This window comes from Streptomyces rectiverticillatus, from assembly GCF_013394065.1.
Classification (GTDB): Bacteria; Actinomycetota; Actinomycetes; order Streptomycetales; family Streptomycetaceae; genus Streptomyces; species Streptomyces rectiverticillatus.
Map to the genome: position 1 here is coordinate 1,646,634 of NZ_CP040752.1, position 20,325 is coordinate 1,666,958.

Below are 20,325 nucleotides of genomic sequence, written 5' to 3' on the forward strand. Positions count from 1 at the left end.
GCCGGAGTGTCCGTGACCACCTTCGCCCCCGACTCCCTCGCGCTCAACCGCAAGCTGCCGCTGTGGTACCAGGTGTCGCAGTCGCTGCGCGCCTCGATACTCGGGCGCTGCCCGAGCGACCCGCTGCGCCTGCCCACCGAGGACGCCCTCGCCGAGCACTACGGCGTGAGCGTGCTGACCATGCGGCAGGCGCTGAAGGAGCTGGAGGCGGAGGGCCTGATCAGCAGGCACCGGCGGCGCGGCACCTTCATCGAGCCGAGCGCCCGGCGGGTCTCCCCCGTGCGGCTGCTGGGCTCGGTGGACGCGATCGTGGCGCAGCAGTCCGGCGAGCGGACCACCGTGCTGGGCCACGGGCGGGCGGCGGTCCCGGCGGAGCTGGGCGAGTACTTCCCCGGCCTGGAGGAGGCGGTGGTCTTCCGCCGGCTGCGCTGCGACGGGGAGTCGGGCGAGCCGACGAACTGGGCGGAGAACCTCGTCCGCCCCGAGCTCGCCGAGCGCATCGACCTGGCGGACCTGGCGCGCTGGCCGATGACGAAGGTGCTGCGGGACGCGGTGGGCGTGCGGATCAGCCGGATCACCGACACGGTCGAGGCCCGCCTGGCCGACCCGGAGACGGCACGGCTGCTGGAGGTGCCACTGCTGAGCCCGATCCTGCACTACACGGGCGTGACGTACGACGCCTCGGGCCGGGCGGTGGACGTGGCCCGGATCCGCTACCGGGGCGACCGGTTCTCCTTCAGCGTCACGCTGGAGGCGGACACCGACTGACGCCGGCCGGCGCGCCCCGGGGCGAAGCCGTCGAGCAGCCGCCCGAGGGCGCGCTCGAACTGGGCGTCGAGGTCCACGGCGGCGAAGCCCGTGCCGAGGACGCCGGCCAGGCGCGGGTAGGCGCCGCCGGAGAGCTCGCGCGCCAGGTGGGCCATGCGCGCGGCGTGCTCCTGACCGGGCGGGAAGGGCGAGGTGCGGGCCCGCTCGGCCTCGGAGAGCTCGTTGACCACGTAGGCGGAGACGACCCCGTTGACCATCGAGATGAGCTCCATCTTGGTGCTTCCCTCGGCGTCGAGGGGCTCCAGCACCCACAGGAAGTACTCCAGGTACCGCAGGGCGTTCGGGCTGAAGCCGTGGGCGGGCGACATCAGCCGCGGCAGCCAGGGGTGGCGGTGCATCAGGGCGCGCGTCTGCCCCGCGAGGGCGAGGGTGTCGGCGCGCCAGTCGCCCGAGGGCGGCGCGGAGAGGTCGTACTCGGCGCTGACGGCGTCGACCATCAGCTCGTACAGGTCCTCCTTGCGCGGGACGTAGTTGTAGAGCGACATCGTGCCGCAGCCGGTCTCGGCGGCCACGCGGCGCATCGAGACGCCCTCGGGCCCCTCCGCGTCCGCGACGCGCACGGCCGCGGCCGCGATCTCGGCGCGGGTGTGCGCGGGGCGCGGGCCGCGGGCCGCGCGTTCGGGGCGCGCCCAGATGATCTCGGGGTTGGCCGTGCGGCCGCTGGCTGCCATGGATCACATCACCTCGCCCACCATCCTAGTTACGTACGACGTACGTAGTGGGGTAGGGTCGCGCCATGACTACGTACGCTGTACTTAGTGAGGGCCTGGAGAAGCGGTTCGGGGCCGTCCACGCGCTGCGCGGGCTCGACCTGGCCGTGCCCGAAGGAAGCGTCTGCGCCCTGCTGGGGCGCAACGGCGCGGGCAAGACCACCGCGGTCCGCCTCCTGACCACGCTCATCGGCCCCGACGCGGGCACCGCACGGATCGCCGGGCACGACGTGGTGCGCGCGCCCCGGGACGTACGCCGTGCCATCGGGGTGACCGGCCAGGCGACCTCCGTGGACGCCGATCTGACGGGCCGCGAGAACCTGCGGCTGTTCGGCCGGCTGCACCGGCTGGGCCGCGCGACCGCGCACGCCCGCGCCGACGTCCTGCTGGAGCACTTCGGCCTCGGGGACGCCGCCGACCGCCCGGCCCGCACCTACTCGGGCGGCATGCGCCGCCGGCTCGACCTCGCCGCGAGCGTGCTGACCAAACCACGCGTGCTCTTCCTCGACGAGCCGACGACCGGCCTCGACCCGGCCAGCCGCAGCACGATCTGGAACGCCGTCCGCGAACTGACGCAGCACGGCACCACCGTGCTGCTCACCACGCAATACCTGGAGGAGGCCGACCAGTTGGCCGACGACGTCGTACTGATCGACCACGGGCGAGCCGCCGTACGGGGCACCCCCGCACAGCTCAAGGCCCGGCTCGGCGCCCGCGCCGAGGTGGTCGTCACGCAGGAGGAGGCACTCGCGGGCGCGGCGGCCGTCCTGGCCCGGCTCACCGGCGGGCGGCCGGTCCTCGACACCGGGAGGCGCGCGGCCGCAGCGGTCACCACCGACCCTGACCTGACGCTCCCTCACCTCGTGCGCGAACTCGACGCGGCGGGCGTCCCCCTCGCCGACGCCGGCCTGCGGCAGCCCACGCTGGACGAGGTCTTCCTGCACCTGACCTCCGGCGCGGGCGACCGCACCGGGGACGAGGCCGGAGCTGAGGCCGGAGCCGAGGCCGGTGCCGGAGCCGGGGAGGCCGCCGCATGAGCTCCCTCGCGCTGTCCGACACCCGGGCCGTGCTCGGCCGCCACCTCCGGCGCATGCGACGCGTGCCCGGGCTGCTCGTCATCACCCTCACCATGCCCGTGACGATGCTGCTGTTCTTCGGTTACGTCTTCGGCAGCGCAGTGGCGCTGGAAGGGGGCGCGAACTACCGGGCGTACCTCGTACCGGGGTTGTTCGCGGTGACGGCCGTCAACGGAGTGATGACATCCATGCTGGCGTCCGCGCAGGATTCCCAGCGCGGGGTGATGGACCGCTTCCGCACCCTGCCCATGAGCCGGTTCGCCCTTCCGGCCGGGCAGACGGCGGCGGACGTGACGCTCGCGGCGATCGGGATGGTGCCGCTGGTGCTGTGCGGGCTAGCCGTCGGCTGGCGGATCGAGGGCGGTGCGGCCGGCGCCGCCGGCGCCTTCGCGCTGCTGCTGCTCTTCCGGCTGGTCACGGCCTGGGTGGGCCACTACCTGGGGATGGTGCTCGGGAGCGAGGAGACCGCGGGCCAGCTGGCCGGCGCGACCTTCATGCTGCCTCTGCTGTCGAACGCCTACGTGCCGACCGAGGGCATGCCGGGCTGGCTGCGCACCGTGGCCGAGTGGAACCCGATCAGCGCGCTCACCACCGCCTGCCGGGAGCTCTTCGGCAACGGCAGTACCGCGGCGGACGCGTCCTGGCCGGTCGCGCACCCCGTCCTGGCGGCGACCGGCTGGGCGGTGCTGCTGCTCGCGGTGTTCGTGCCGCTCACGGTACGGCGGTACGCACGGGACTCAGCCTGATCGCGGCACGGCCGCAGAGGGGCCCGGACATGCCACGGCGCCGTACGGCCGCGCCCTGGGGAGAGGGTGGAGGGCCGACGGCGTCGCACCGGTGTCGCTGTCGATGACGGAACGGCTGGTCGATGACGGAACGGCTGCGGGGCGCTGCGCTCGGGGCGGGGCTCAGTCGTGGTTGCCGAACAGGGAGCGACGCAGGCGTCTCAGCGGCGCCAAGAGGGAGACCTTCGCGGTCCGGCTCTGCTTGGTGCGCGCGTGATCACGCGTGGTCAGCTCGCGCATCAGCAGGGTCGCCCCCTCGACTTCGCGCTGGGGCACGGCAGGCCCGCCCAGCACCGCGAGATGGCGGTCGAGGCGCGCGCTTGACGCACCGCTGTTGCAGCTGATGGCAGGCACTCGTGGCCTGCCGCGCATTGCTATCTGATCCATTGAGACTCCCCACCCGAACGAGGCACCCGGCTCAGGCAGGGTAACCCTACCGCCCCATTCCGTCACCCGCGCATCGGCGGGGCGGATTCACCACTCCGTCAAGGGCGTTGACAGGGCTGGCGTGAACCTGCCGTCACTGTGGGCGAGTTAGCGGGACAAGGATATGCAGAAGAGGGGGCAATCACGCTCCGTTGCGGTAGATTCACCCCGAATCGCTCTCTTGGTGGAGGGGGCCCGTCGATGAGCGGGACGTTCGGGGGCGGTCCGGAGGGCGCAGCGGTGCCGCCGGACCGGGTGGTGGCGGGCCGCTACCGGCTGCTGGAGCGGTTGGGCCAGGGCGGTATGGGCGTGGTGTGGCGCGCGCGGGACGAAGTGCTCGACCGCGAGGTGGCCGTCAAGGAGGTCCGGGCGCCGTCGGGCCTGCTCGAGCACGAGATACGGCAGCTGTACGTGCGCCTGGAGCGCGAGGCCAGGGCCGCGGCGCGCATCTCGCACCCCCATGTCGTCACCGTCTTCGACGTGGCCACCGAGGACGGGCGGCCCTGGATCGTGATGGAGCTGGTGCGCGGCCTGTCCCTGGCCGACGTCCTGGAGGGCGAGGGCCCTCTGGCCCCGGCGCGCGCGGCGCACATCGGCGCCGGTGTGCTCTCCGCGCTCCGGGGGGCGCACGCGGCGGGCGTGCTGCACCGGGACGTAAAACCGGGCAACGTCATTCTCGCCAACGACGGGCGTGTCGTGCTCACCGACTTCGGTATCGCGACGGTCGAGGGGAGCTCGGCGCTGACGCGGACCGGGGAGCTGGTGGGCTCGCCCGAGTTCCTGGCCCCCGAGCGGGCGCTGGGGCATCCGCCGGGGCCGGGGTCGGACCTCTGGTCCCTCGGAGTGACGCTGTACGCGGCGGTGGAGGGCGTCTCCCCCTTCCGTCAGGACACCCCGCTCTCCACCATGCGGGCCGTGGTGGACCAGCAGCTCCCGGCGCCCGTGCGGGCAGGGGCGCTCGCACCCGTCCTGGAAGGGCTGCTGCGCAAGGATCCCGCCCTGCGGCTCGGCGCCGAGGAGGCGGAGGGGATGCTGCGGGTGGTGGCGCAGGGCGGCACCCTCTCCACCCCGGGCGCACCGCCCACCTCCGAGGCCCCGACGGTTCCGGCGCACCCGCGGCGCGAGGCACCCGCCGGCCCACCGGCGTTCTCCGGGGAGCGCGGCGCCGGCGGCGGCTTCGGCCCGCCGGCCGGCGACGGGTCCTACGGGCCCGCGGAACCCCCGGGCGGCCTGAGCACCACCGGTGACGACCGGCGACGCCGCCCGGGTCTGGTGTTCGCGGTGGCCGCCGTCGTGCTCGCCCTGCTGGTGGGCGGACTGGCCTGGGCCTTCAGCAGGGGCGAGGGCGACGAGGGCGGCTCCGCCGCCGGCAGCGCGGGCTCCACCGCGCCGGACAACAACGCGGGGTCGCGGTCGGCGTCGGGGGACGGCTCCGGGAAGACCGCGGACGGCGGCGGCTCCTCGTACGGCCTGCGGGTCTCCGTCGAGGCGGTGCGCGACTCCTACACCGGCCCCTGTCCGCCGAAGAGCGCGGGCCCCTCGTTCCGGGTGACCTTCACCGTCGACCGCACCCCCGCCCGGCTCTCCTACCGCGTGGTCACGGGCAGCGGTCAGGTCGACCCCTGGCGGACCTCCGACATCACGGCGGGCAGGAGCCTCGGCCTGACGTACGTCGAGACCGAGCACGGCACGGGCAGGGACTGGCTCGCAGTCGAGGTCAGGAGCCCGCAGAAGATCACCTCCAATCGCGTACCGTTCACCGTCACCTGCCAGGAGCCGCCGTCCGGCCGCCCGTCGGACCGGCCGTCGTCGGCGGGCCCGTCCCGCCCGTCCCGGTCGCCGGGCCCGCCGCACTCCGCGTCGACGGACCCGGGTTACGGGTACTGAGGAGCGGTCAGGCGGCCCTGGAGAAGACCGGCAGGTAGCCGCCGGACTGACCGGCCGCGGTCGGGTGGTAGGAGCTCTCGACGGGCAGGGTCACGCTGTTGAGCCAGGGGCTGCCGGAGCACAGCTCGTGGCCGGCGAAGGCGGCCGCGGCGTCGCCGTAGGTGAAGCCGTGGTCGGCGACCCGCTTGGCGATGACGGAGTTGAGCAGATCGGCGGCCGCGTTGATGGCCTTCCTCTTGGTCTCGCTGAGCCCGGTGCAACTCGCGCCGAGTTTGTAGAAGCGTGGATATCCGAGGACGACGACATGAGCGGAAGGCGCTCTTCCCTTGATGGCGGTATAGACCTTGTCGAGTTCACCGGGAAGGGTGTTCTGGACAAATGTTCTGGCTTCATTGATTCGATTGATGCAGGCACTGTCGGAGTTCAGCACGCACGTGACCATGGTGTCGCTGAAGCCGGCGTCGTTGCCGCCGATGCTGAGCGAGACGAGCCCGGTCGAGCTGTTCAGCGGGCCGAGCTGCTTGCCGAGAACATCACCCGTTCGGGCCCCCGCGCAGGCGGCGAAGGCGAAGCTCGCGGGGGCGTGCGCGGCGGCCCAGAGCGCAGGGTACGACTTGGAGCTGCGCTTGCAGTCCCCGCTGTTCGTGTAGTAGCTCCCGGCTCCGAGACCGGACGAATAGGAGTCACCGAGCGCCACATAGGCGGGAGTTGCGGGCTTCGTCGAAGCCTGGGCGGAGCCGGCACCGGTGAGGGCCAGGGCGGCGGCGAGGGTGATCGCGGAGAGGGAACCCGCGAGGCGGGACAGCTTCATGGAACCTCCTTTACCAGGGTTTCTGCCGTACCCGTGGTAGCAGCAGCCCGTGGCTACCGGAAGTGTCCATGTCAAAAATGTGAGCCAATGAACGCTCAACCACCGACACCGGGGGACATTTTGACGGCCCGACATATTCGTGCAGTATTCACCTGACCGAAAGACTCCGGTTCCGTGCCGATCGGGTAACCGGAGCCCGTTTGCACGGCCTTCACATCTTGACGTCGCTCCGCCGATTGCGCGACATTGAAGCCTCGGCATCCGGCGCTTCGGGGGGCAAAGTCGCCAATGCAGAGCTTCACAGATCCCACCGGTCTCACCGGCTCGTCCGGCTCACCCGGCTCTTCAGTCCCGTCCGGCCCACCCGGACCTTCCGGCCCGTCCGATCCGGCCTCGGCCACCGACCGGTCCGCACCGCCGGCCGCACCCGACCGGCCGGGCGGCTCACGCGCGTCGGCCGGGGATTCCCTGCCCGTGGCGGCCGGGGCCGCCACGGCGATCGCGGGCGTCGGCGCCGTGCTGGCGCTCGCGGACATCGGCTCACCCCTGCGTGCGCCGTTCACGCTCTTCTTCCTGCTCGTCGCGCCGGCCTGCGCCGTGGGGGCGGCGCTGCGCGGCCTCGATCCGCTGAGCCGCTCCGTGGTGGCGGCCGGCGGAGCCGTCGCCGTCGACGTGCTGGTCGCCCAGGCCATGCTCGCGCTCCACACCTGGACGGTGCGGGGTGGCGTCGCCGCGGTCGCGGCCGTCAGCCTTCTCCTGTTCCTGCTGGCACACGTGCGGCACCACCGGTGCCGTACGGCGAAAAGTCGGGCTTCCTGAGGTGGACATCAGCGTGTACCGGCCCGGTGACCTCACCGCGGCCGACCGGGCGGCCTGGTCTGCCCTGCAGGCGGCGGCGGTCGAGGACGGCTCGCCGCAGCTTGCGAATCCTTTCCTCGCACCCGAGTTCGCCCTCGCCATCGGCCGGTGCCGGACCGGGGCGCGGATCGCGGTGGTGCGCGAGGACGGCGAGCCCGTGGGCTTCTTCCCGTACCAGCGCACCCCCCTCGGAGTGGGCCGCGCGATCGGGCTCGGGCTCTCGGACGCCCAGGGGCTCGTCCACCGGACCGGCTTCCAGTGGGACGCCCGTGAGCTGCTGCACGCCTGCGGGCTCTCGGTGTGGGAGTTCGACCACCTGGTGGAGGGGCAGAAGCCGTTCGAGTTGAGCGCCTCCGGGGCGTTCCGCTCGCCCGTGATGGATGTGGAGCAGGGGTTCGAGTCCTATCTGGCGGTCCTGCGCAAGCGGTCGCCGAAGTTCCTCCGCGCCACCTTCGCCAAGGAGCGCCGGCTCGCCCGGGACATCGGCGAAGTGCGGTACGTGCACGACGAGCGCGACCCGCAGATGCTGCGGACCCTGATCGCCTGGAAGTCCGCGCAGTACCGAAGAACAGGGCGCAGCGACCGGTTCGCGCGCCCCTGGATAGTGCGCCTGGTCGAGCAGCTCTTCCACACCAGGACGGAGTCCTTCGCAGGGCTGCTGTCGGTGCTGTACGCCGGGGACCGGCCGGTCGCGGCGCACTTCGGGCTGCGTTCGCGGCAGGTCCTCTGCTGCTGGTTCCCCTCGTACGACCCGGCGTTCGCGAAGTTCTCGCCGGGCCTGCTGCTGCACCTGCACATGGCGGAAGGGGCGGCCGCCGCGGGGATGGGCTATCTCGATCTCGGGCGGGGTGAGAAGACCTACAAGAATTCGCTGAAGACGCGTGAACTCAGCGTGTGGGAGGGATGGGTGATGCGACGCCATCCGGTGGCGCTGGGGCACCGGGCCCGGCGTGCGCCGGTGCGGGCCCTGCGCAACACCGTGGTGTCCCGGCCCGAGCTCTTCGAGCCCGCCGACCGGTTACTCAAACGCGTGGGCAGGCTGCGTCAGGGTGAGTGAGGGCGCATTGCGTCCCGCGCGCGCCGTCAGCGGCGCAAAGCGTCAACACGATGCATGACTTGGGCGCAAAAAACACCCAAAGGAGGAGTCACCGCACCAGCTCTTGCCATACAGTCTCAACCATCAATACCGTCGTACATCCACCCGCATCGGCCCATCATGCAAAGCGGCTCAAGGGGAGGGCAAGCGTCGCGATGGTGCCCGGGGCGGGGCGCGGTGGGGGGTGCCGCGTCCGGCTGATCAGAGTCGCCGTGTCGCGTTGACCGCGCGGCGAGCAACCGTTGCCAGCTCACCCGGCCCATGCGGCGATGAGCGCCGTCAGGGCGGGGTGAGTACCCCCTTTTCGAACCGGATACGCCACCGGACCGCTCGGGGCGGGCGGTCCACCGGACGAGAGGGACATCCGAGTCATGAGTTCTTTTCTGCGCCCGGCGGCCGATCAGGAGGCCCTGGTCGCCGCCCATTACCGCCCGGTGACGTCGCATCTCGCGATAGCTCCACCCGTGAGCGTCGTCATCCCCGCCATGAACGAGGCGGAGAACCTCCCGTACGTCTTCAAGACGCTGCCGGAGTGGGTCCACGAGGTGGTCCTCGTCGACGGCAACTCCACCGACGGCACCATCGAGGTCGCACGGCAGCTGTGGCCGGACGTGAAGGTGGTCCGGCAGCTCGGCAAGGGCAAGGGCGACGCACTCATCACCGGCTTCGCCGCCTGCACGGGCGAGATCATCGTGATGGTCGACGCGGACGGCTCCGCCGACGGCAACGAGATCGTCAGCTATGTATCCGCGCTCGTCGGCGGTGCGGACTTCGCCAAGGGCTCGCGCTTCGCCAACGGCGGCGGCACGGACGACATGACGCCCATCCGCAAGCTCGGCAACCGCGTGCTCTGCTCGATCGTCAACCACAAGTTCGGCGCCCGCTACACCGACCTGTGCTACGGCTACAACGCCTTCTGGAGGCACTGCCTGGACGAGATCGCCCTCGACTGCGCCGGCTTCGAGGTCGAGACCCTGATGAACATCAGAGTCGTCAAGGCGGGCCTGCGCGTCCAGGAGATTCCCAGCCACGAGTTCGTCCGCATCCACGGCACCAGCAACCTGCGGGCCGTGCGCGACGGGCTGCGGGTCCTGAAAGTGATCCTGCAGGAGCGCGGCACCCGGCGGCGCCCCCCTCAGCGGCTCGCCATCGCGCCCGCGGCCAACCGTGGGGAAGTGTCTTGACGATCACTACTTCCCCGGCCGGCACGGCGGACGGCGCCGGCACGGCCACGGGGCCCTCGGTCTCCGTGGTCGTCTGCGTGTACACCGAGGACCGCTGGGACGACATCGTCGCCGCGGTGGCCTCGGTCCGCGAGCAGTCCCGGCCCGCGCTGGAGACCCTGGTGGTCGTGGACCACAATCCGGCCCTGCTGCGGCGGCTCGCCGAGCACTTCGGGGACGGCGGCGGTGCCGGGGACGGGGTGCGGGTGCTCGCCAACGCGGGCCCCCGCGGCCTGTCCGCGGGCCGCAACACCGGCATCGAGGCCTCGTCCGGCGAGGTCATCGCCTTCCTCGACGACGACGCCGTCGCCGAGCGGGACTGGCTGCGGCACTTCGCGGAGGGCTATGCCGACCCCCGGGTGATGGCCGTGGGCGGCCGCACCCAGCCGGTGTGGGAGTCCCGTCGGCGGCCCGCCTGGTTCCCCGAGGAGTTCGACTGGGCCGTCGGCTGTACGTACCGGGGGCTGCCGCCCGGCAGGGTGCCGGTCCGCAACGTCCTCGGGGGCAACGCCTCCTTCCGCCGGTCGGCCTTCGAGCTGGCCGGCGGGTTCGCCTGCGGCATCGGCCGCGACGGCGACCGGCTGCCGCTGGGCTGCGAGGAGACGGAGCTGTGCATCCGGCTGACCCGGGCCATGCCCGAGGCCGTGCTGCTGATCGACGACCGGTCGGTCATCCACCACCGCGTGCCCGCGGCCCGCGAGCGCTTCCGCTACCTGTGGACCCGCTCGTACGCCGAGGGCCTGTCCAAGGCCCTGGTGGCACGGAGCGTGGGGGCGCAGGCCGGCCTGGCCTCGGAGCGCCGGTACACCACGCGGGTGCTGCCCGCCGGGATCGCCCGGGGGGTGCGCGACGCCCTGCTGGGCAGGCCCGGCGGGGCGGGGCGGGCCGGGGCGATCCTGGCCGGGGTGACGGCCGCGGCCGGGGGCTATGCGATGGGCACCCTCCGGGCACGCCGCAGCGGCAGCCGGTACGCGGTGGCGGCGACGCAGGAGCCGACCGGGCCGAGACCTCCGGCAGAGGAGGCCGGATCATGAGCGCGTCGCGGGTCCCGATACTGATGTATCACGCGGTGGCGCACGCTCCGGCGCGCGCCACCTACGGCCTGTCGGTCTCGCCGCACGCGTTCGCGCGGCAGATGCGGCTCCTGGCCGACCGCGGGTTCCACCCGCTGACGGCGGAGGAGCTGGCCACGGCGTGGCGCTCCGGCTCCGGGCTGCCCCGGAAACCGGTGCTGATCACGTTCGACGACGGCTACGAGGGCGTGCACCGGCACGCCCTGCCCGCGCTGGCGGAGCACCGCTTCCGCTCCACGCTGTTCGCCTCCACCGGCTGGCTCCGCGGCCCGCACGACACCGGTGGCGCGCTCGATCTGATGCTGAGCTGGGGCCAGGTCAAGGAGCTGGCGGCCTCGGGGATGGAGATCGGCGGGCACAGCCACACCCACCCCGAGCTGGACCAGCTCCCGGACGACCAGTTGTGGTTCGAAGTGCTGAAGTGCCGCGAGGTGCTGGCCACGGAGCTGGGGCGCGCACCGGTCTCCTTCGCCTACCCCTACGGGTATTCCAGCCGCAGGGTCCGCCGCATCGTGCGGGCGGCGGGCTTCGGCATCTCCCTGGCGGTGGGCAACGGCCTGGCCACCCGTCCCCAGGGGCCCTACGCCCTGGAGCGGGTGACGGTGCGGCGCTCGACGGGTATCGCCGAGTTCGAGCGGCTCGTGGAGGGCCGGGGCGTGGGGCGGATCTTCGCCCGGGACCGGACTCTCACCAAGGGCTACGCCCTCTACCGCAGAACCCGTCAGGTCGTCAGGAAGGCAACAGAAACCCGTGTCTGACACGTCCACCCGAACCGAGGAGCGGGAGACGGAGGGGCCGGCCGGCCGCAGGCTGCGGCTGCCGGGGCGGGGCGGCGGCAGCCCGCTGTTCCGCAACGCCTTCGCGCTGATGCTCAACACGGGCATCAGCGCCGTCCTCGGGCTCGGGTACTGGCTGATCGCCGCCCGGTACTACACGGAGGAGGCGGTCGGCCAGGGCTCGGCGGCCATCGCCGCGATGAAGCTCCTGGCGGGGCTCACCGCGGTGACCCTGACCGGGGGGCTGGCGCGGTTCATCCCGGTCGCCGGGCGGACGACGGGCAAGCTCGTCTTCCGGACGTACGCGGGCAGCTCGCTGCTCGTCGCGTCCGCGGCGTGCGTCTTCCTGCTCACCCTGGGCTCGTGGGGGCCCTCGTACCGCTTCCTGAACGGCTCGCTCAACGGCCTGGGCTTCGTCGCCGCCGTCATCGCCTGGTCGGTGCTCACCCTGCAGGACGGAGTGCTGACCGGCCTGCGCCGGGCCCTGTGGGTGCCCGTGGGCAACACGGTCTTCTCGGCCGTGAAGCTCGCCCTGCTGGTGGCGCTGGCGGCGACGCTGCCCACCTCCGGCGTCTTCGTCTCGTGGGTGGTCTCGATCGCCGTGTCGGTGCTGCCGCTGGGCTGGCTGGTCTTCCGCCGTCTGGTGCCCCGGCACGTGACCGCCACCGAAGCGATCGCGCGTCCCGCCTCGTACCGGGAGATGGGCCGCTTCCTCGCCGGGGACTACACGGGGTCGCTGTTCTCCCTGGCCGTGGTCTACCTGGTACCGGTGATCATCGCCTCCCAGGTCAGCTCCGAGGACAACGCGTACTTCTACATCACCACCACCATCGGCGGCACGGTCAACCTGCTCGCCATCAACATGGGCGCGTCGCTGACGGTGGAGGGCTCGCACGACCCGGCGCGGCTGGCGGAGAACTGCCGGGCGGCGCTGCGCCGGATGGCCACGATCATGGTGCCGGTCTGTCTGCTGCTGTTCCTCCTCGCGCCGTACATCCTGCGCGTCTTCGGACCCGGCTACGCCCAGGCGGCCACTCCGCTGCTGCGCTGGTTCGCGGTGGGCGCGGCGCTGCGCGTGGTCATGGAGGTCTACTTCGCGGTGCTGCGGGCGCAGAGCCGGACGGCCGGACTGGCCTATCTCCAGGGGCTGCTGTGCGTGCTGGTGCTCGGGCTGACGCTGGTGCTCCTGCCGCGCATGGGGCTCACAGGTGCGGGGGTGGCCGAGATCTGCAGCCTGGCCGTCATCGTCTCCATCTCGGCGGTCAAGCTCCGCCGGATACTGCGCGGCGCCCGGCCGGAGCCCTCGGCCTACGCCGCCGACGTGGCCCCGGACGGCGATCTGGCCGACCTGGCGGCCCGCGGCGACCGGCGCGACGCCCCGCGCACCGAGCCCCGCGGGCTCCGGCGCGGGACTCGGCAGGGCATCACCCGTGGCTTAGGGGGTGAGGGCGAGCAGGAGCCCGGGGAGAGAGACAGCGGCGCCTACGGCACCCGCTGGGCGCTGCGCGCCGCGCTCGACGCCGACACGATGCCGCTGGGCGTGCGGCTGGACTTCGACCACTTGGAGAGGCGCCCTGATCTCCGGCACACCCCGGAGGCAGTCGTCGTGTCCCATTCCGTCTCCCCGGCCGCGTCCCAGGCGGCGGCCTCCGAGCAGCCCGTCGCGGCGCCCGCGCGGGAGAAGGCGGCACAGGAAAAGGTCGCGCAGGAGAAGGCCGCGCAGGAGAAGGCCTCCGCTCCCCCGGGCCCGGCGCCGTGGTGGAGCGGCCCCGAGGCGATGGTCTGGCTGCTGCTCGCGAGCGCCCTCGCGCTGTACTGGCTGCCGCTGGTGGGCGTCGGCGAGGCGGCCCTGGACCGCATGGGCGGGCTCGGCCTGGTCTCCGTGCTGCCCGTGGCGACGCTGGCGGGGGCGGGGCTACTGGTCGTCTCCTTCGTGGCCGCGCTGCGGCTGGACGGGCAGCGGCGCCGGCTGCTCACGGCCGTGCTGCTGCTGACGGTGATCTCCCTGCACGCCCTGCCGGCGGTGCTGGAGGATCAGCCGCGCTTCGCGACGGCCTGGCAGCACCTGGGCTTCCTGGACTTCATCGACCGCACGGGCGTGGCGGCGCCGGACCTGGACGCCCGCTGGAGCTGGCCGGGCTTCTTCGCCCTGATGGCGTTCGCCGCGAAGACGGCCGGCGTGAGCGACCTCACCGAGATGCTGCGCTGGTGGCCGACGGCGATCCAGCTGCTGTGCCTGGCACCGCTCGCGCTGCTGCTGCGGGCCGTGCGCGCGGGGTGGCGGGCGAAGTGGACGGCGGCCTGGCTGTTCGTGCTGTGCGGCTGGGTGGGGCAGGACTACTTCTCGCCCCAGGCGCTCAACTACTTCTTCTACCTGCTGTTCGCCGCGGTGCTGCTGGTGTGGTTCCGCTGGCCCCGGCAGCTGCGCGGCACGCTGCTCCCGGGCGAGACGGAGCCGCAGCCGGCCGGGCGCAGGGCGCAGGGCGCGCTGCTGGCCGTGGTCATCGCCCTGTTCGCTGCGTCGGTGGCCAGCCACCAGCTGACGCCGTTCGTGATGCTGGGGGTGCTGACCGCCCTGGTGGTCACCCGCCGCTCCACGCTGCGCGGGCTGCCGCTGCTGTGCGGGGTGATGCTGATCGTGTGGGTGGGCTTCCTGGCGGAGCCCTACTGGTCGGGCCATTTCGACGAGCTGTTCGGCGGTCTGGGCTCCCTGGGCGGCAATGTCTCCTCGTCGGTCTCGGGCCGGATCGAGGGCGGCAGCCCCGTCCACAAGCTGGTGCTCTACGCCCGGGTGGTGCTCGCCGGCGGGATGCTGTCCTTCGCGGCGATCGGCTGGTGGCGCCGCCGCCGGGCGGGGATCGGCGACGTGGCGCTGCTGGTGCTGAGCGGGGTGCCCTTCCTGGCCTTCGGCATGCAGTCCTACGGCGGCGAGGTGGCCCTGCGGGTCTTCCTCTTCGCCCTGCCGGGCGCGTGCGTCCTGGCGGCGCTCGCGCTGTTCCCGCACGCCGCGGAGCGGCCCGGCCGGCCGGTCCTCGCGCCGGTGGCCGCACTGCTGGCGGGCCTGGTCCTGATCTTCGGCTTCCTGGTGGCCCGCTGGGGCAACGAGCCCTTCGAGCGGGTGCGGCCCGGCGAGGTCGCCGCGATGGACTTCGTGTACGCGCACGACGAGCCGACCGTACGGCTGCTGTGGATGAGCAGCGACCCCTCGAAGAACGTCACCCCCGCCATGCCGTGGGGCGCCCGGGACATGGAGCGGGTGCACTACGACGCGACGCTCGCCCCTCGTGATCCGGCCCGCGTGGACGATCTGGTCACCGCGCTCCGCAAGGCGGGCCCCCGGGCGTATCTGATGGTCAACCGCGGCCAGTCGGTCTATCTCGAACTCGACGCAGGCTATGCGGCGGACTGGGACGCCCGGATGCGGTTCACGCTCGACGGCCGGCCGGAGCTGCGCCGCGTGCTCGTCAACGACGATGCGGTGCTGTACGAGCTGAAGGACAAGCCGGCCGGTGAGGCCCCGCAGCCCCGGCCGGGCCCGGCGGGCCCCCGGGTGACGTGGACGCCGGTGTCGGTGGTCGGCGGTCTGGCGGCGGTGGCGCTGCTGGTGCTGCTGACGGCGCGGGAGGTGCTGCGGGTCGTGGCCCGGCCGGGGGTGCGTCAGCTGCGCCGGCTGCAGGCGTCGTACTGGTTCGCGCTGCCGCTGCTGCTGGTCCTGCTGGCCTCGCTGGTGCACCGCTTCGCGACGATGTCGTGAACCCGGACGCCGGGAAGCGGATGCCGTAGCCGGATGCGGCTGCGGCCGGGGGGGGAAGGCGGCCGCCGGGTCAGCCGGTCCAGCGGATCTCGTTGGGCGCCAGGTCCAGGCTGTCGCCGTCGACCTCGACGGTCAGCCGGCGGTCCTGCATGTTGACGACGAGGACGGTGCTGCCCGAGGCGAGGGCGGTCACGGCGTCACGGTTGTTCCCCGTGATCTCCGGGGTGCGCAGGTCCGCACCGGGCGGGAAGGCCTTCCCGAAACGGGACAGCAGGTCCAGCATGGGCAGCCCGCCCCCGCCGCCCTTCAGTTCGGTGCTGCGCCACAGGCAGCCGGGGCAGTCATCGCCCGTCTTCTCCGGGTTCCAGTAGAAGGCCGCGGAGGTGCCCGCCCCGGCGAAGTGGATCATGGCGGTGGCGTGGACGGCGGTGCGGTGCGCCTCGGTCCAGGACTTGCGGTCGTCGTTGGCGTCGGCGGGCTCCACGTACCACTCGGACCACCACACCGGCAGGTCGACGGTCTTGCGCAGCCACCTGGTCACGTCGGCGAACTTGCGGGTCGCGGCGAACTCGTCGGGGAAGAGCTCGCTGTCCTCGCGGGTGTAGCTGGCGCCGTCGACGACGAGGAAGTCGGCGCCCTTCTTGTGGGCGTTCCAGTACTTGAGGGCGTCGACGGCCCGCTGGTCGACCGAGCCCCAGGGCCCGCGCAGGGAGGAGGCGTTGGAGGAGGAGCCCGGCGGATTGCTGTCCATGCTGATGTACGGGCCGCCGACGAGGTTGGCCCTGTTCTGCTTCTTCAGCTCCGCGTAGACCAGGTTGTACAGCTCGGTGTAGCCCTCGTAGTTCCAGCGGTTGCGGCCCTCGTCGTAGAAGCCCTTGAACTCGTTCCAGACGATGAAATGACGAACGTCCGGATAGCGCTTGGCGATGACGCCGGCCAGCTTGGCGAAGTCCTTGTAGTGGGCGCGATCGGGCGCCTTCTCCAGGGACTTCAGCGACCAGTCGGTGCGCTGCCCGCCGCCCTTCATCCAGTCGGGCGCACAGCACAGGGTGAGCACGGGGGGCGTGCCGGTCTTGCGCATGTAGGCGACGCGGCGGTCGAGATCGCCGAAGTTGTACGTGCCGGGCTTGGGCTCGGGGTTGTCGACCCCCCAGCCCATGATGTGCTGGTTCTGCGGCATGCGGGAGCCGGCGAGCAGCCCGGCCGTGGTCCGCCGGGCGGCGTCGTCACCGCGGTCGGCGCTGTACTGGGTATGGGTGAAGCCCCAGCCGAGCTCGAGCGCCGCTCTGTCCCCGTTCGTGCCGTCCGAACCGTCCCCTCCCGTCTGCCGGCCGGTCGCCCAGAGAACGAGCAGCAGGGCCAGCGCGACCGCACCGGCCGCGAGCAGCACGGCGAACCGCCACCGCCCGGCCCGCCAAAACGTCCGACTCACACCACGTCGTCCCATCACGGGCAAGCGTATCCGCGGCCGAAACGATGTGCGGCGCCTTCCGGGGGAACGTGGACGGGTATCGCGGATCCGGTCGTGAATCAGGGGAAAACCCGGGTGCGCAAGGACTCCCCGTGCCGGATCATGGGCGGCATGTGTGCCGACCGCCGACCCAGCGCCAGGAGGCAGGCCCTGCCCACCGACCCGGACTTCATTCCGACCGAGAAATCGCTGCCCATCCGCCTCAACGTGGACGACAGCGACTCGCCGTCCGATGTCATCGACGCCCTCTTCCTGGGCCGGTTCGCCACCGGCGAGCAGCCGTACGCGCACAGCCGCTCCGTGGACCGCGTGAAGTCCGGGGCCACGCTCCTGCCGCCCGCGGCCCAGGTGGTGCGCTCCGCCCGCGACGACGACCGCAGCGCGACCCTGGCCGAGGGCGACGGCTGGACACTGCTGATCTCCCGCTGGAACCGGGGCGCGGACGTCTCCGTCACGGCCACCAGCGACGAACTGGCCAAGAAGGTGCTCGGCCAGGCCGTGGAGGGCGCGGAGGACGAGCCCGAGCCGCAGCCCGAACACGTGACCATGGGCTTCTGGTACGTCTCGCCGCGGCGCGGCCCGCACCGGACGACCCGCCAGATCTCCGCGGGCACGTGGGAGGAGGTCCGGCCCAACTACACCGCGCGCGTCGCGGACGCCATGGACCGGCTGATGAAGATCACCCCGGATGACATCGCGGGGCGGCTGCTCCTCCTCCACGGCCCGCCCGGCACCGGGAAGACCTCCGCCCTGCGCACGCTCGCGCGGTCCTGGCGGGACTGGTGCCAGGTGGACTGCGTGCTGGACCCCGAACGGCTGTTCAACGACGTCGGCTATCTGATGGACATCGCCATCGGCGAGGACGACGGCGGCTCCAAGGGCCGCTGGCGGCTGCTGCTCCTGGAGGACTGCGACGAGCTGATCCGCGGCGAGGCCAAGCACACGGCGGGCCAGGCCCTGTCGCGGCTGCTGAACCTCACGGACGGGCTGCTCGGGCAGGGCCGCAACGTCCTCGTCGGCGTCACCACCAACGAGGACCTGGAGCGGCTGCACCCCGCCGTGGTGCGGCCGGGCCGCTGCCTGGCCCGCATCGAGGTGGGCCCGCTCACCCGCGCGGAGGCCGTGGGCTGGCTGGGCACGGACCAGGGAGTGGGCCGCGAGGGGGCGACGCTCGCGGAGCTCTTCGCCTTGCGGCGCGGCAGCGGGCCTGCGTCGGTGCCGCCGCAGCATGACGGGGCGGATGCGGGGCTGTACCTCTGATCCCGGGGCTCCGCCCCGGACCCCGACTATTCGTACACGGCCCGCAGGGCGTCCTCCGCCGCCGCGCGGGCGGCCTCGCGGTCCAGGCCCAGGCGGTGCGCCCGCTGGGCGAAGGCGGCGGCGGCCGCCGCCGCCTCACGGGCCGCCGCATCGCCGGGCGCGGCGACGAACGTGCCGTTGCGCCCCCGCGTCTCGATGACCCCGTCGGCCTCCAGCGCGCGGTAGGCCTTGGCGACGGTGTTCACGGCGAGGCCCAGTTCCCCGGCGAGGCCGCGCACCGTCGGGAGCTTGTAGCCGACGGGGAGTTCGCCGGAGCGGGCGCGTTCGGCGATCCGGGCGCGGATCTGCTCGTAGGGCGGCTCGGCCGCGTCCGGGTCGACGGTGATCTTCAGGGCCACGCCCGGACTCTACCGCTTCTACAGCTCCAGCGCGGTGTCGTGCATGCGCAGCCAGGTGTCCAGGTTGAGGACGAGTTCGGTGGCGGAGCGGAAGGACTCGCCGGCGTCGTCGGCGAGGGAGTCGGCGACGGCGGCGGTGTCGAGCAGGGGCCGTACGGGCGCGTCCTTGTCGGCGAGGACCCGGGAGAGCTCGGCGCGCAGGGCGGCGGCGTAGCGGGGGTCCTGGATGCTGGGGTAGGGGCTCTTGACGCGGTCGGCGACGACGTCCGGCAGGAGGTCGCGGGTGGCGGCGCGCAGCAGGGACTTCTCGCGGCCGTCGAAGGTCTTCATGGCCCAGGGGGTGTTGAAGACGTACTCGACGAGGCGGTGGTCGCAGAAGGGGACGCGGACCTCCAGGCCGACGGCCATGCTGGCGCGGTCCTTGCGGTCGAGGAGGAGCTGGACGAAGCGGGTCAGGTGCAGGTAGCTGATCTCGCGCATGCGCCGTTCCAGGCCGCTCTCGCCGGGCAGGCGGGGCACTTCGGCGAGGGCTTCGCGGTAGCGGGTGTCCTCGTAGCCCGCGAGGTCGAGCTTGGCGAGCAGGCCGCGGTCGAGGAGGGCGGAGCGGCCTCCGCTGTGCTCGCCGGCGAAGCGGTCGGCGGCTCCGGCGGCGACCCAGGGGAAGGTGCCGGCGTGCACGTGGCCGGGGTCGTGGAACCAGCGGTAGCCGCCGAAGACCTCGTCGGCGGACTCGCCGGACAGGGCGACGGTGGACTGTTCGCGGATGGCCTTGAAGAGCAGGTAGAGGGAGACGTCACCGTCGCCGAAGCCGCTGATGGGCATGTCGCGGGCGGCGAGGACGGCGTCGCGGTTGGCCTTGGCCATCAGGTCGGCGGTGTCGAGGACGATGTCGGAGTGGTGGGAGGCGACGTGCGCGGCGAGGGCGTGGGCGTAGGGGCCGTCCGGGGTGGGCCGCAGGGGGTCCGGCCGGAAGTTCTCGGTGTGGCCGGTGAAATCGACCGAGAAGGAGCGGACGGGGCCGGCTCCGGCGTCGGCGAGGCCCTTGGCGGCAAGGGCGGTGATGGCGGAGGAGTCGAGACCGCCGGAGAGCAGGGTGCACAGGGGGACGTCGGCGATGAGCTGGCGGCCGACGATGTCGTCGAGCAGGTCGCGCACGTGACGGACGGTGGTCTTGAGGTCGTCGGTGTGCTCGCGGGCCTCCAGGGCCCAGTAGCGGCGCAGGGTCAGGCCGCCGCGGCGGATGCGGGCGGTGTGGCCGGGGGGCAGCTCGTACATGCCTTTGTAGGCGGCGTGGCCGGGGGTCTTGGTGAAGGCGATGAGCTCGGCGAGGCCTTCGGCGTCGACGGCGGGGCGTACGGCGGGGTGGGCGAGGATGGCCTTGGGCTCGGAGCCGAAGAGGACGCCGTCGGGCGTGGGGTGGTAGTACAGCGGCTTGATGCCCATGCGGTCGCGGACGAGGAGGAGTTCCTCGGTGCGCGGGTCCCACAGGGCGAAGGCGTACATGCCGTTGAGACGTTCGGTGAAGTCCTCGCCCCACTCGAGGTAGGCGTGCAGGACGACCTCGGTGTCGCTGCTGGTGCGGAAGGCGTGCCCGCGGCCCTCCAGCTCGGCCCGCAGCTCCCGGTAGTTGTAGACCTCGCCGCTGTAGGTGGTGACGAGCAGGGTGCGGCCGTCGCGTTCGACGCGCATGGGCTGGGTGCCGCCCTCGATGTCGATGACGGCGAGGCGGCGGTGGCCGAGGGCGGCGTGGGTGTCGAACCAGGTGCCGCCGGCGTCGGGGCCGCGGCAGGCCATGGTGTGCGTCATCGCTTCGAGCGTGCCGCCCGCCGTCGTGAGGTCCTGGTCGTAGGAGATCCATCCGGTGATCCCGCACATCGTTGCGTTCTCCCCTTT

The 20,325-nt window shown here is 72.7% G+C and carries 17 protein-coding genes; 11 read left to right on the forward strand and 6 right to left on the reverse strand.

Going from position 1 to position 20,325, the window contains the following annotated elements:
* Positions 1-12: 12 nt before the first annotated feature.
* Entirely contained in the window at positions 13-768 is a 756-nt protein-coding gene (locus FGW37_RS06925; protein WP_179080251.1) for a GntR family transcriptional regulator, read from the forward strand.
* Here the strand turns inward: FGW37_RS06925 and FGW37_RS06930 are convergent.
* Positions 714-1,499: a TetR/AcrR family transcriptional regulator gene (locus FGW37_RS06930; RefSeq protein ID WP_179080252.1), complete on the reverse strand. Its 786-nt coding sequence runs from the start codon at positions 1,497-1,499 to the stop codon at positions 714-716. The genes FGW37_RS06925 and FGW37_RS06930 overlap by 55 nt on opposite strands.
* Positions 1,500-1,564: 65 nt before the next feature.
* Here FGW37_RS06930 and FGW37_RS06935 point away from each other — a divergent pair, with 65 nt between their 5' ends.
* Both FGW37_RS06935 and FGW37_RS06940 read left to right on the forward strand, forming a co-directional pair.
* Positions 1,565-2,575 carry an ATP-binding cassette domain-containing protein gene (locus FGW37_RS06935; RefSeq protein ID WP_179080253.1) on the forward strand — a complete coding sequence of 337 codons (1,011 nt, stop codon included), beginning with the start codon at positions 1,565-1,567 and terminating at the stop codon, positions 2,573-2,575.
* Positions 2,572-3,360, forward strand: coding sequence for an ABC transporter permease (locus FGW37_RS06940; RefSeq protein WP_179080254.1), 789 nt, complete (start codon positions 2,572-2,574; stop codon positions 3,358-3,360). The genes FGW37_RS06935 and FGW37_RS06940 overlap by 4 nt, the downstream gene beginning before the upstream one ends.
* A gap of 162 nt (positions 3,361-3,522) precedes the next feature.
* Here the strand turns inward: FGW37_RS06940 and FGW37_RS06945 are convergent, their stop codons facing one another.
* Positions 3,523-3,786 (reverse strand): hypothetical protein, encoded by a 264-nt coding sequence (locus FGW37_RS06945; RefSeq protein ID WP_058045109.1) that lies wholly within the window; start codon positions 3,784-3,786, stop codon positions 3,523-3,525.
* Positions 3,787-4,026: 240 nt separating this feature from the next.
* On the opposite strand from FGW37_RS06945, the gene FGW37_RS06950 reads away from it, so the two are divergent.
* Positions 4,027-5,712: a serine/threonine-protein kinase gene (locus FGW37_RS06950; protein ID WP_179080255.1), complete on the forward strand. Its 1,686-nt coding sequence runs from the start codon at positions 4,027-4,029 to the stop codon at positions 5,710-5,712.
* 7 nt (positions 5,713-5,719) lie between these two features.
* On the opposite strand, the gene FGW37_RS06955 is transcribed toward FGW37_RS06950, so the two are convergent.
* Positions 5,720-6,523 (reverse strand): SGNH/GDSL hydrolase family protein, encoded by an 804-nt coding sequence (locus FGW37_RS06955; protein ID WP_179080256.1) that lies wholly within the window; start codon positions 6,521-6,523, stop codon positions 5,720-5,722.
* Between the two features lie 474 nt (positions 6,524-6,997).
* On the opposite strand from FGW37_RS06955, the gene FGW37_RS33220 reads away from it, so the two are divergent.
* From FGW37_RS33220 to FGW37_RS06985, 6 genes are all read left to right on the forward strand, one after another.
* Entirely contained in the window at positions 6,998-7,342 is a 345-nt protein-coding gene (locus tag FGW37_RS33220; protein WP_246430298.1) for a hypothetical protein, read from the forward strand.
* A gap of 1 nt (position 7,343) precedes the next feature.
* Positions 7,344-8,438 carry a GNAT family N-acetyltransferase gene (locus tag FGW37_RS06965; protein WP_179080258.1) on the forward strand — a complete coding sequence of 365 codons (1,095 nt, stop codon included), beginning with the start codon at positions 7,344-7,346 and terminating at the stop codon, positions 8,436-8,438.
* 410 nt (positions 8,439-8,848) lie between these two features.
* Positions 8,849-9,661, forward strand: coding sequence for a glycosyltransferase family 2 protein (locus tag FGW37_RS06970; protein ID WP_179080259.1), 813 nt, complete (start codon positions 8,849-8,851; stop codon positions 9,659-9,661).
* A gap of 2 nt (positions 9,662-9,663) precedes the next feature.
* Entirely contained in the window at positions 9,664-10,734 is a 1,071-nt protein-coding gene (locus FGW37_RS06975; protein ID WP_179084551.1) for a glycosyltransferase family 2 protein, read from the forward strand.
* On the forward strand, positions 10,731-11,531 hold the full coding sequence (locus FGW37_RS06980; RefSeq protein ID WP_179080260.1) for a polysaccharide deacetylase family protein: 801 nt from the start codon (positions 10,731-10,733) through the stop codon (positions 11,529-11,531). Before FGW37_RS06975 ends, FGW37_RS06980 begins: the two co-directional genes overlap by 4 nt.
* Positions 11,524-15,303, forward strand: coding sequence for a lipopolysaccharide biosynthesis protein (locus FGW37_RS06985; protein WP_179080261.1), 3,780 nt, complete (start codon positions 11,524-11,526; stop codon positions 15,301-15,303). Before FGW37_RS06980 ends, FGW37_RS06985 begins: the two co-directional genes overlap by 8 nt.
* Positions 15,304-15,373: 70 nt before the next feature.
* On the opposite strand, the gene FGW37_RS06990 is transcribed toward FGW37_RS06985, so the two are convergent.
* Entirely contained in the window at positions 15,374-16,750 is a 1,377-nt protein-coding gene (locus FGW37_RS06990; protein ID WP_179080262.1) for a xylan 1,4-beta-xylosidase, read from the reverse strand.
* A gap of 126 nt (positions 16,751-16,876) precedes the next feature.
* Here FGW37_RS06990 and FGW37_RS06995 point away from each other — a divergent pair, with 126 nt between their 5' ends.
* A complete protein-coding gene (locus FGW37_RS06995) occupies positions 16,877-18,034 on the forward strand; it encodes a DUF5925 domain-containing protein (protein ID WP_179084552.1) in 1,158 nt (385 codons plus the stop codon).
* Between the two features lie 26 nt (positions 18,035-18,060).
* Here FGW37_RS06995 and FGW37_RS07000 read toward each other — a convergent pair whose 3' ends face one another.
* Together FGW37_RS07000 and asnB are read right to left on the reverse strand one after the other, a co-directional pair.
* On the reverse strand, positions 18,061-18,432 hold the full coding sequence (locus FGW37_RS07000; RefSeq protein ID WP_179080263.1) for a GntR family transcriptional regulator: 372 nt from the start codon (positions 18,430-18,432) through the stop codon (positions 18,061-18,063).
* Positions 18,433-18,450: 18 nt separating this feature from the next.
* The gene (asnB, locus tag FGW37_RS07005; protein ID WP_179080264.1) at positions 18,451-20,307 is read right to left on the reverse strand and encodes an asparagine synthase (glutamine-hydrolyzing); all 1,857 of its coding nucleotides are present in this window, start codon (positions 20,305-20,307) and stop codon (positions 18,451-18,453) included.
* Positions 20,308-20,325 lie beyond the last annotated feature (18 nt).

Excerpts from the sequence above, each read along its gene's own strand:
- FGW37_RS06945 (WP_058045109.1), bottom strand. The coding sequence starts at position 3,786 with ATGGATCAGATAGCAATGCGCGGCAGGCCACGAGTGCCTGCCATCAGC.
- FGW37_RS06940 (WP_179080254.1), top strand. The coding sequence starts at position 2,572 with ATGAGCTCCCTCGCGCTGTCCGACACCCGGGCCGTGCTCGGCCGCCAC.
- FGW37_RS06950 (WP_179080255.1), top strand. The coding sequence starts at position 4,027 with ATGAGCGGGACGTTCGGGGGCGGTCCGGAGGGCGCAGCGGTGCCGCCG.
- FGW37_RS06930 (WP_179080252.1), bottom strand. The coding sequence starts at position 1,499 with ATGGCAGCCAGCGGCCGCACGGCCAACCCCGAGATCATCTGGGCGCGC.
- FGW37_RS06970 (WP_179080259.1), top strand. The coding sequence starts at position 8,849 with ATGAGTTCTTTTCTGCGCCCGGCGGCCGATCAGGAGGCCCTGGTCGCC.
- FGW37_RS06980 (WP_179080260.1), top strand. The coding sequence starts at position 10,731 with ATGAGCGCGTCGCGGGTCCCGATACTGATGTATCACGCGGTGGCGCAC.
- FGW37_RS06935 (WP_179080253.1), top strand. The coding sequence starts at position 1,565 with ATGACTACGTACGCTGTACTTAGTGAGGGCCTGGAGAAGCGGTTCGGG.
- FGW37_RS06955 (WP_179080256.1), bottom strand. The coding sequence starts at position 6,523 with ATGAAGCTGTCCCGCCTCGCGGGTTCCCTCTCCGCGATCACCCTCGCC.
- FGW37_RS06995 (WP_179084552.1), top strand. The coding sequence starts at position 16,877 with ATGGGCGGCATGTGTGCCGACCGCCGACCCAGCGCCAGGAGGCAGGCC.
- FGW37_RS06990 (WP_179080262.1), bottom strand. The coding sequence starts at position 16,750 with ATGGGACGACGTGGTGTGAGTCGGACGTTTTGGCGGGCCGGGCGGTGG.
- asnB (WP_179080264.1), bottom strand. The coding sequence starts at position 20,307 with ATGTGCGGGATCACCGGATGGATCTCCTACGACCAGGACCTCACGACG.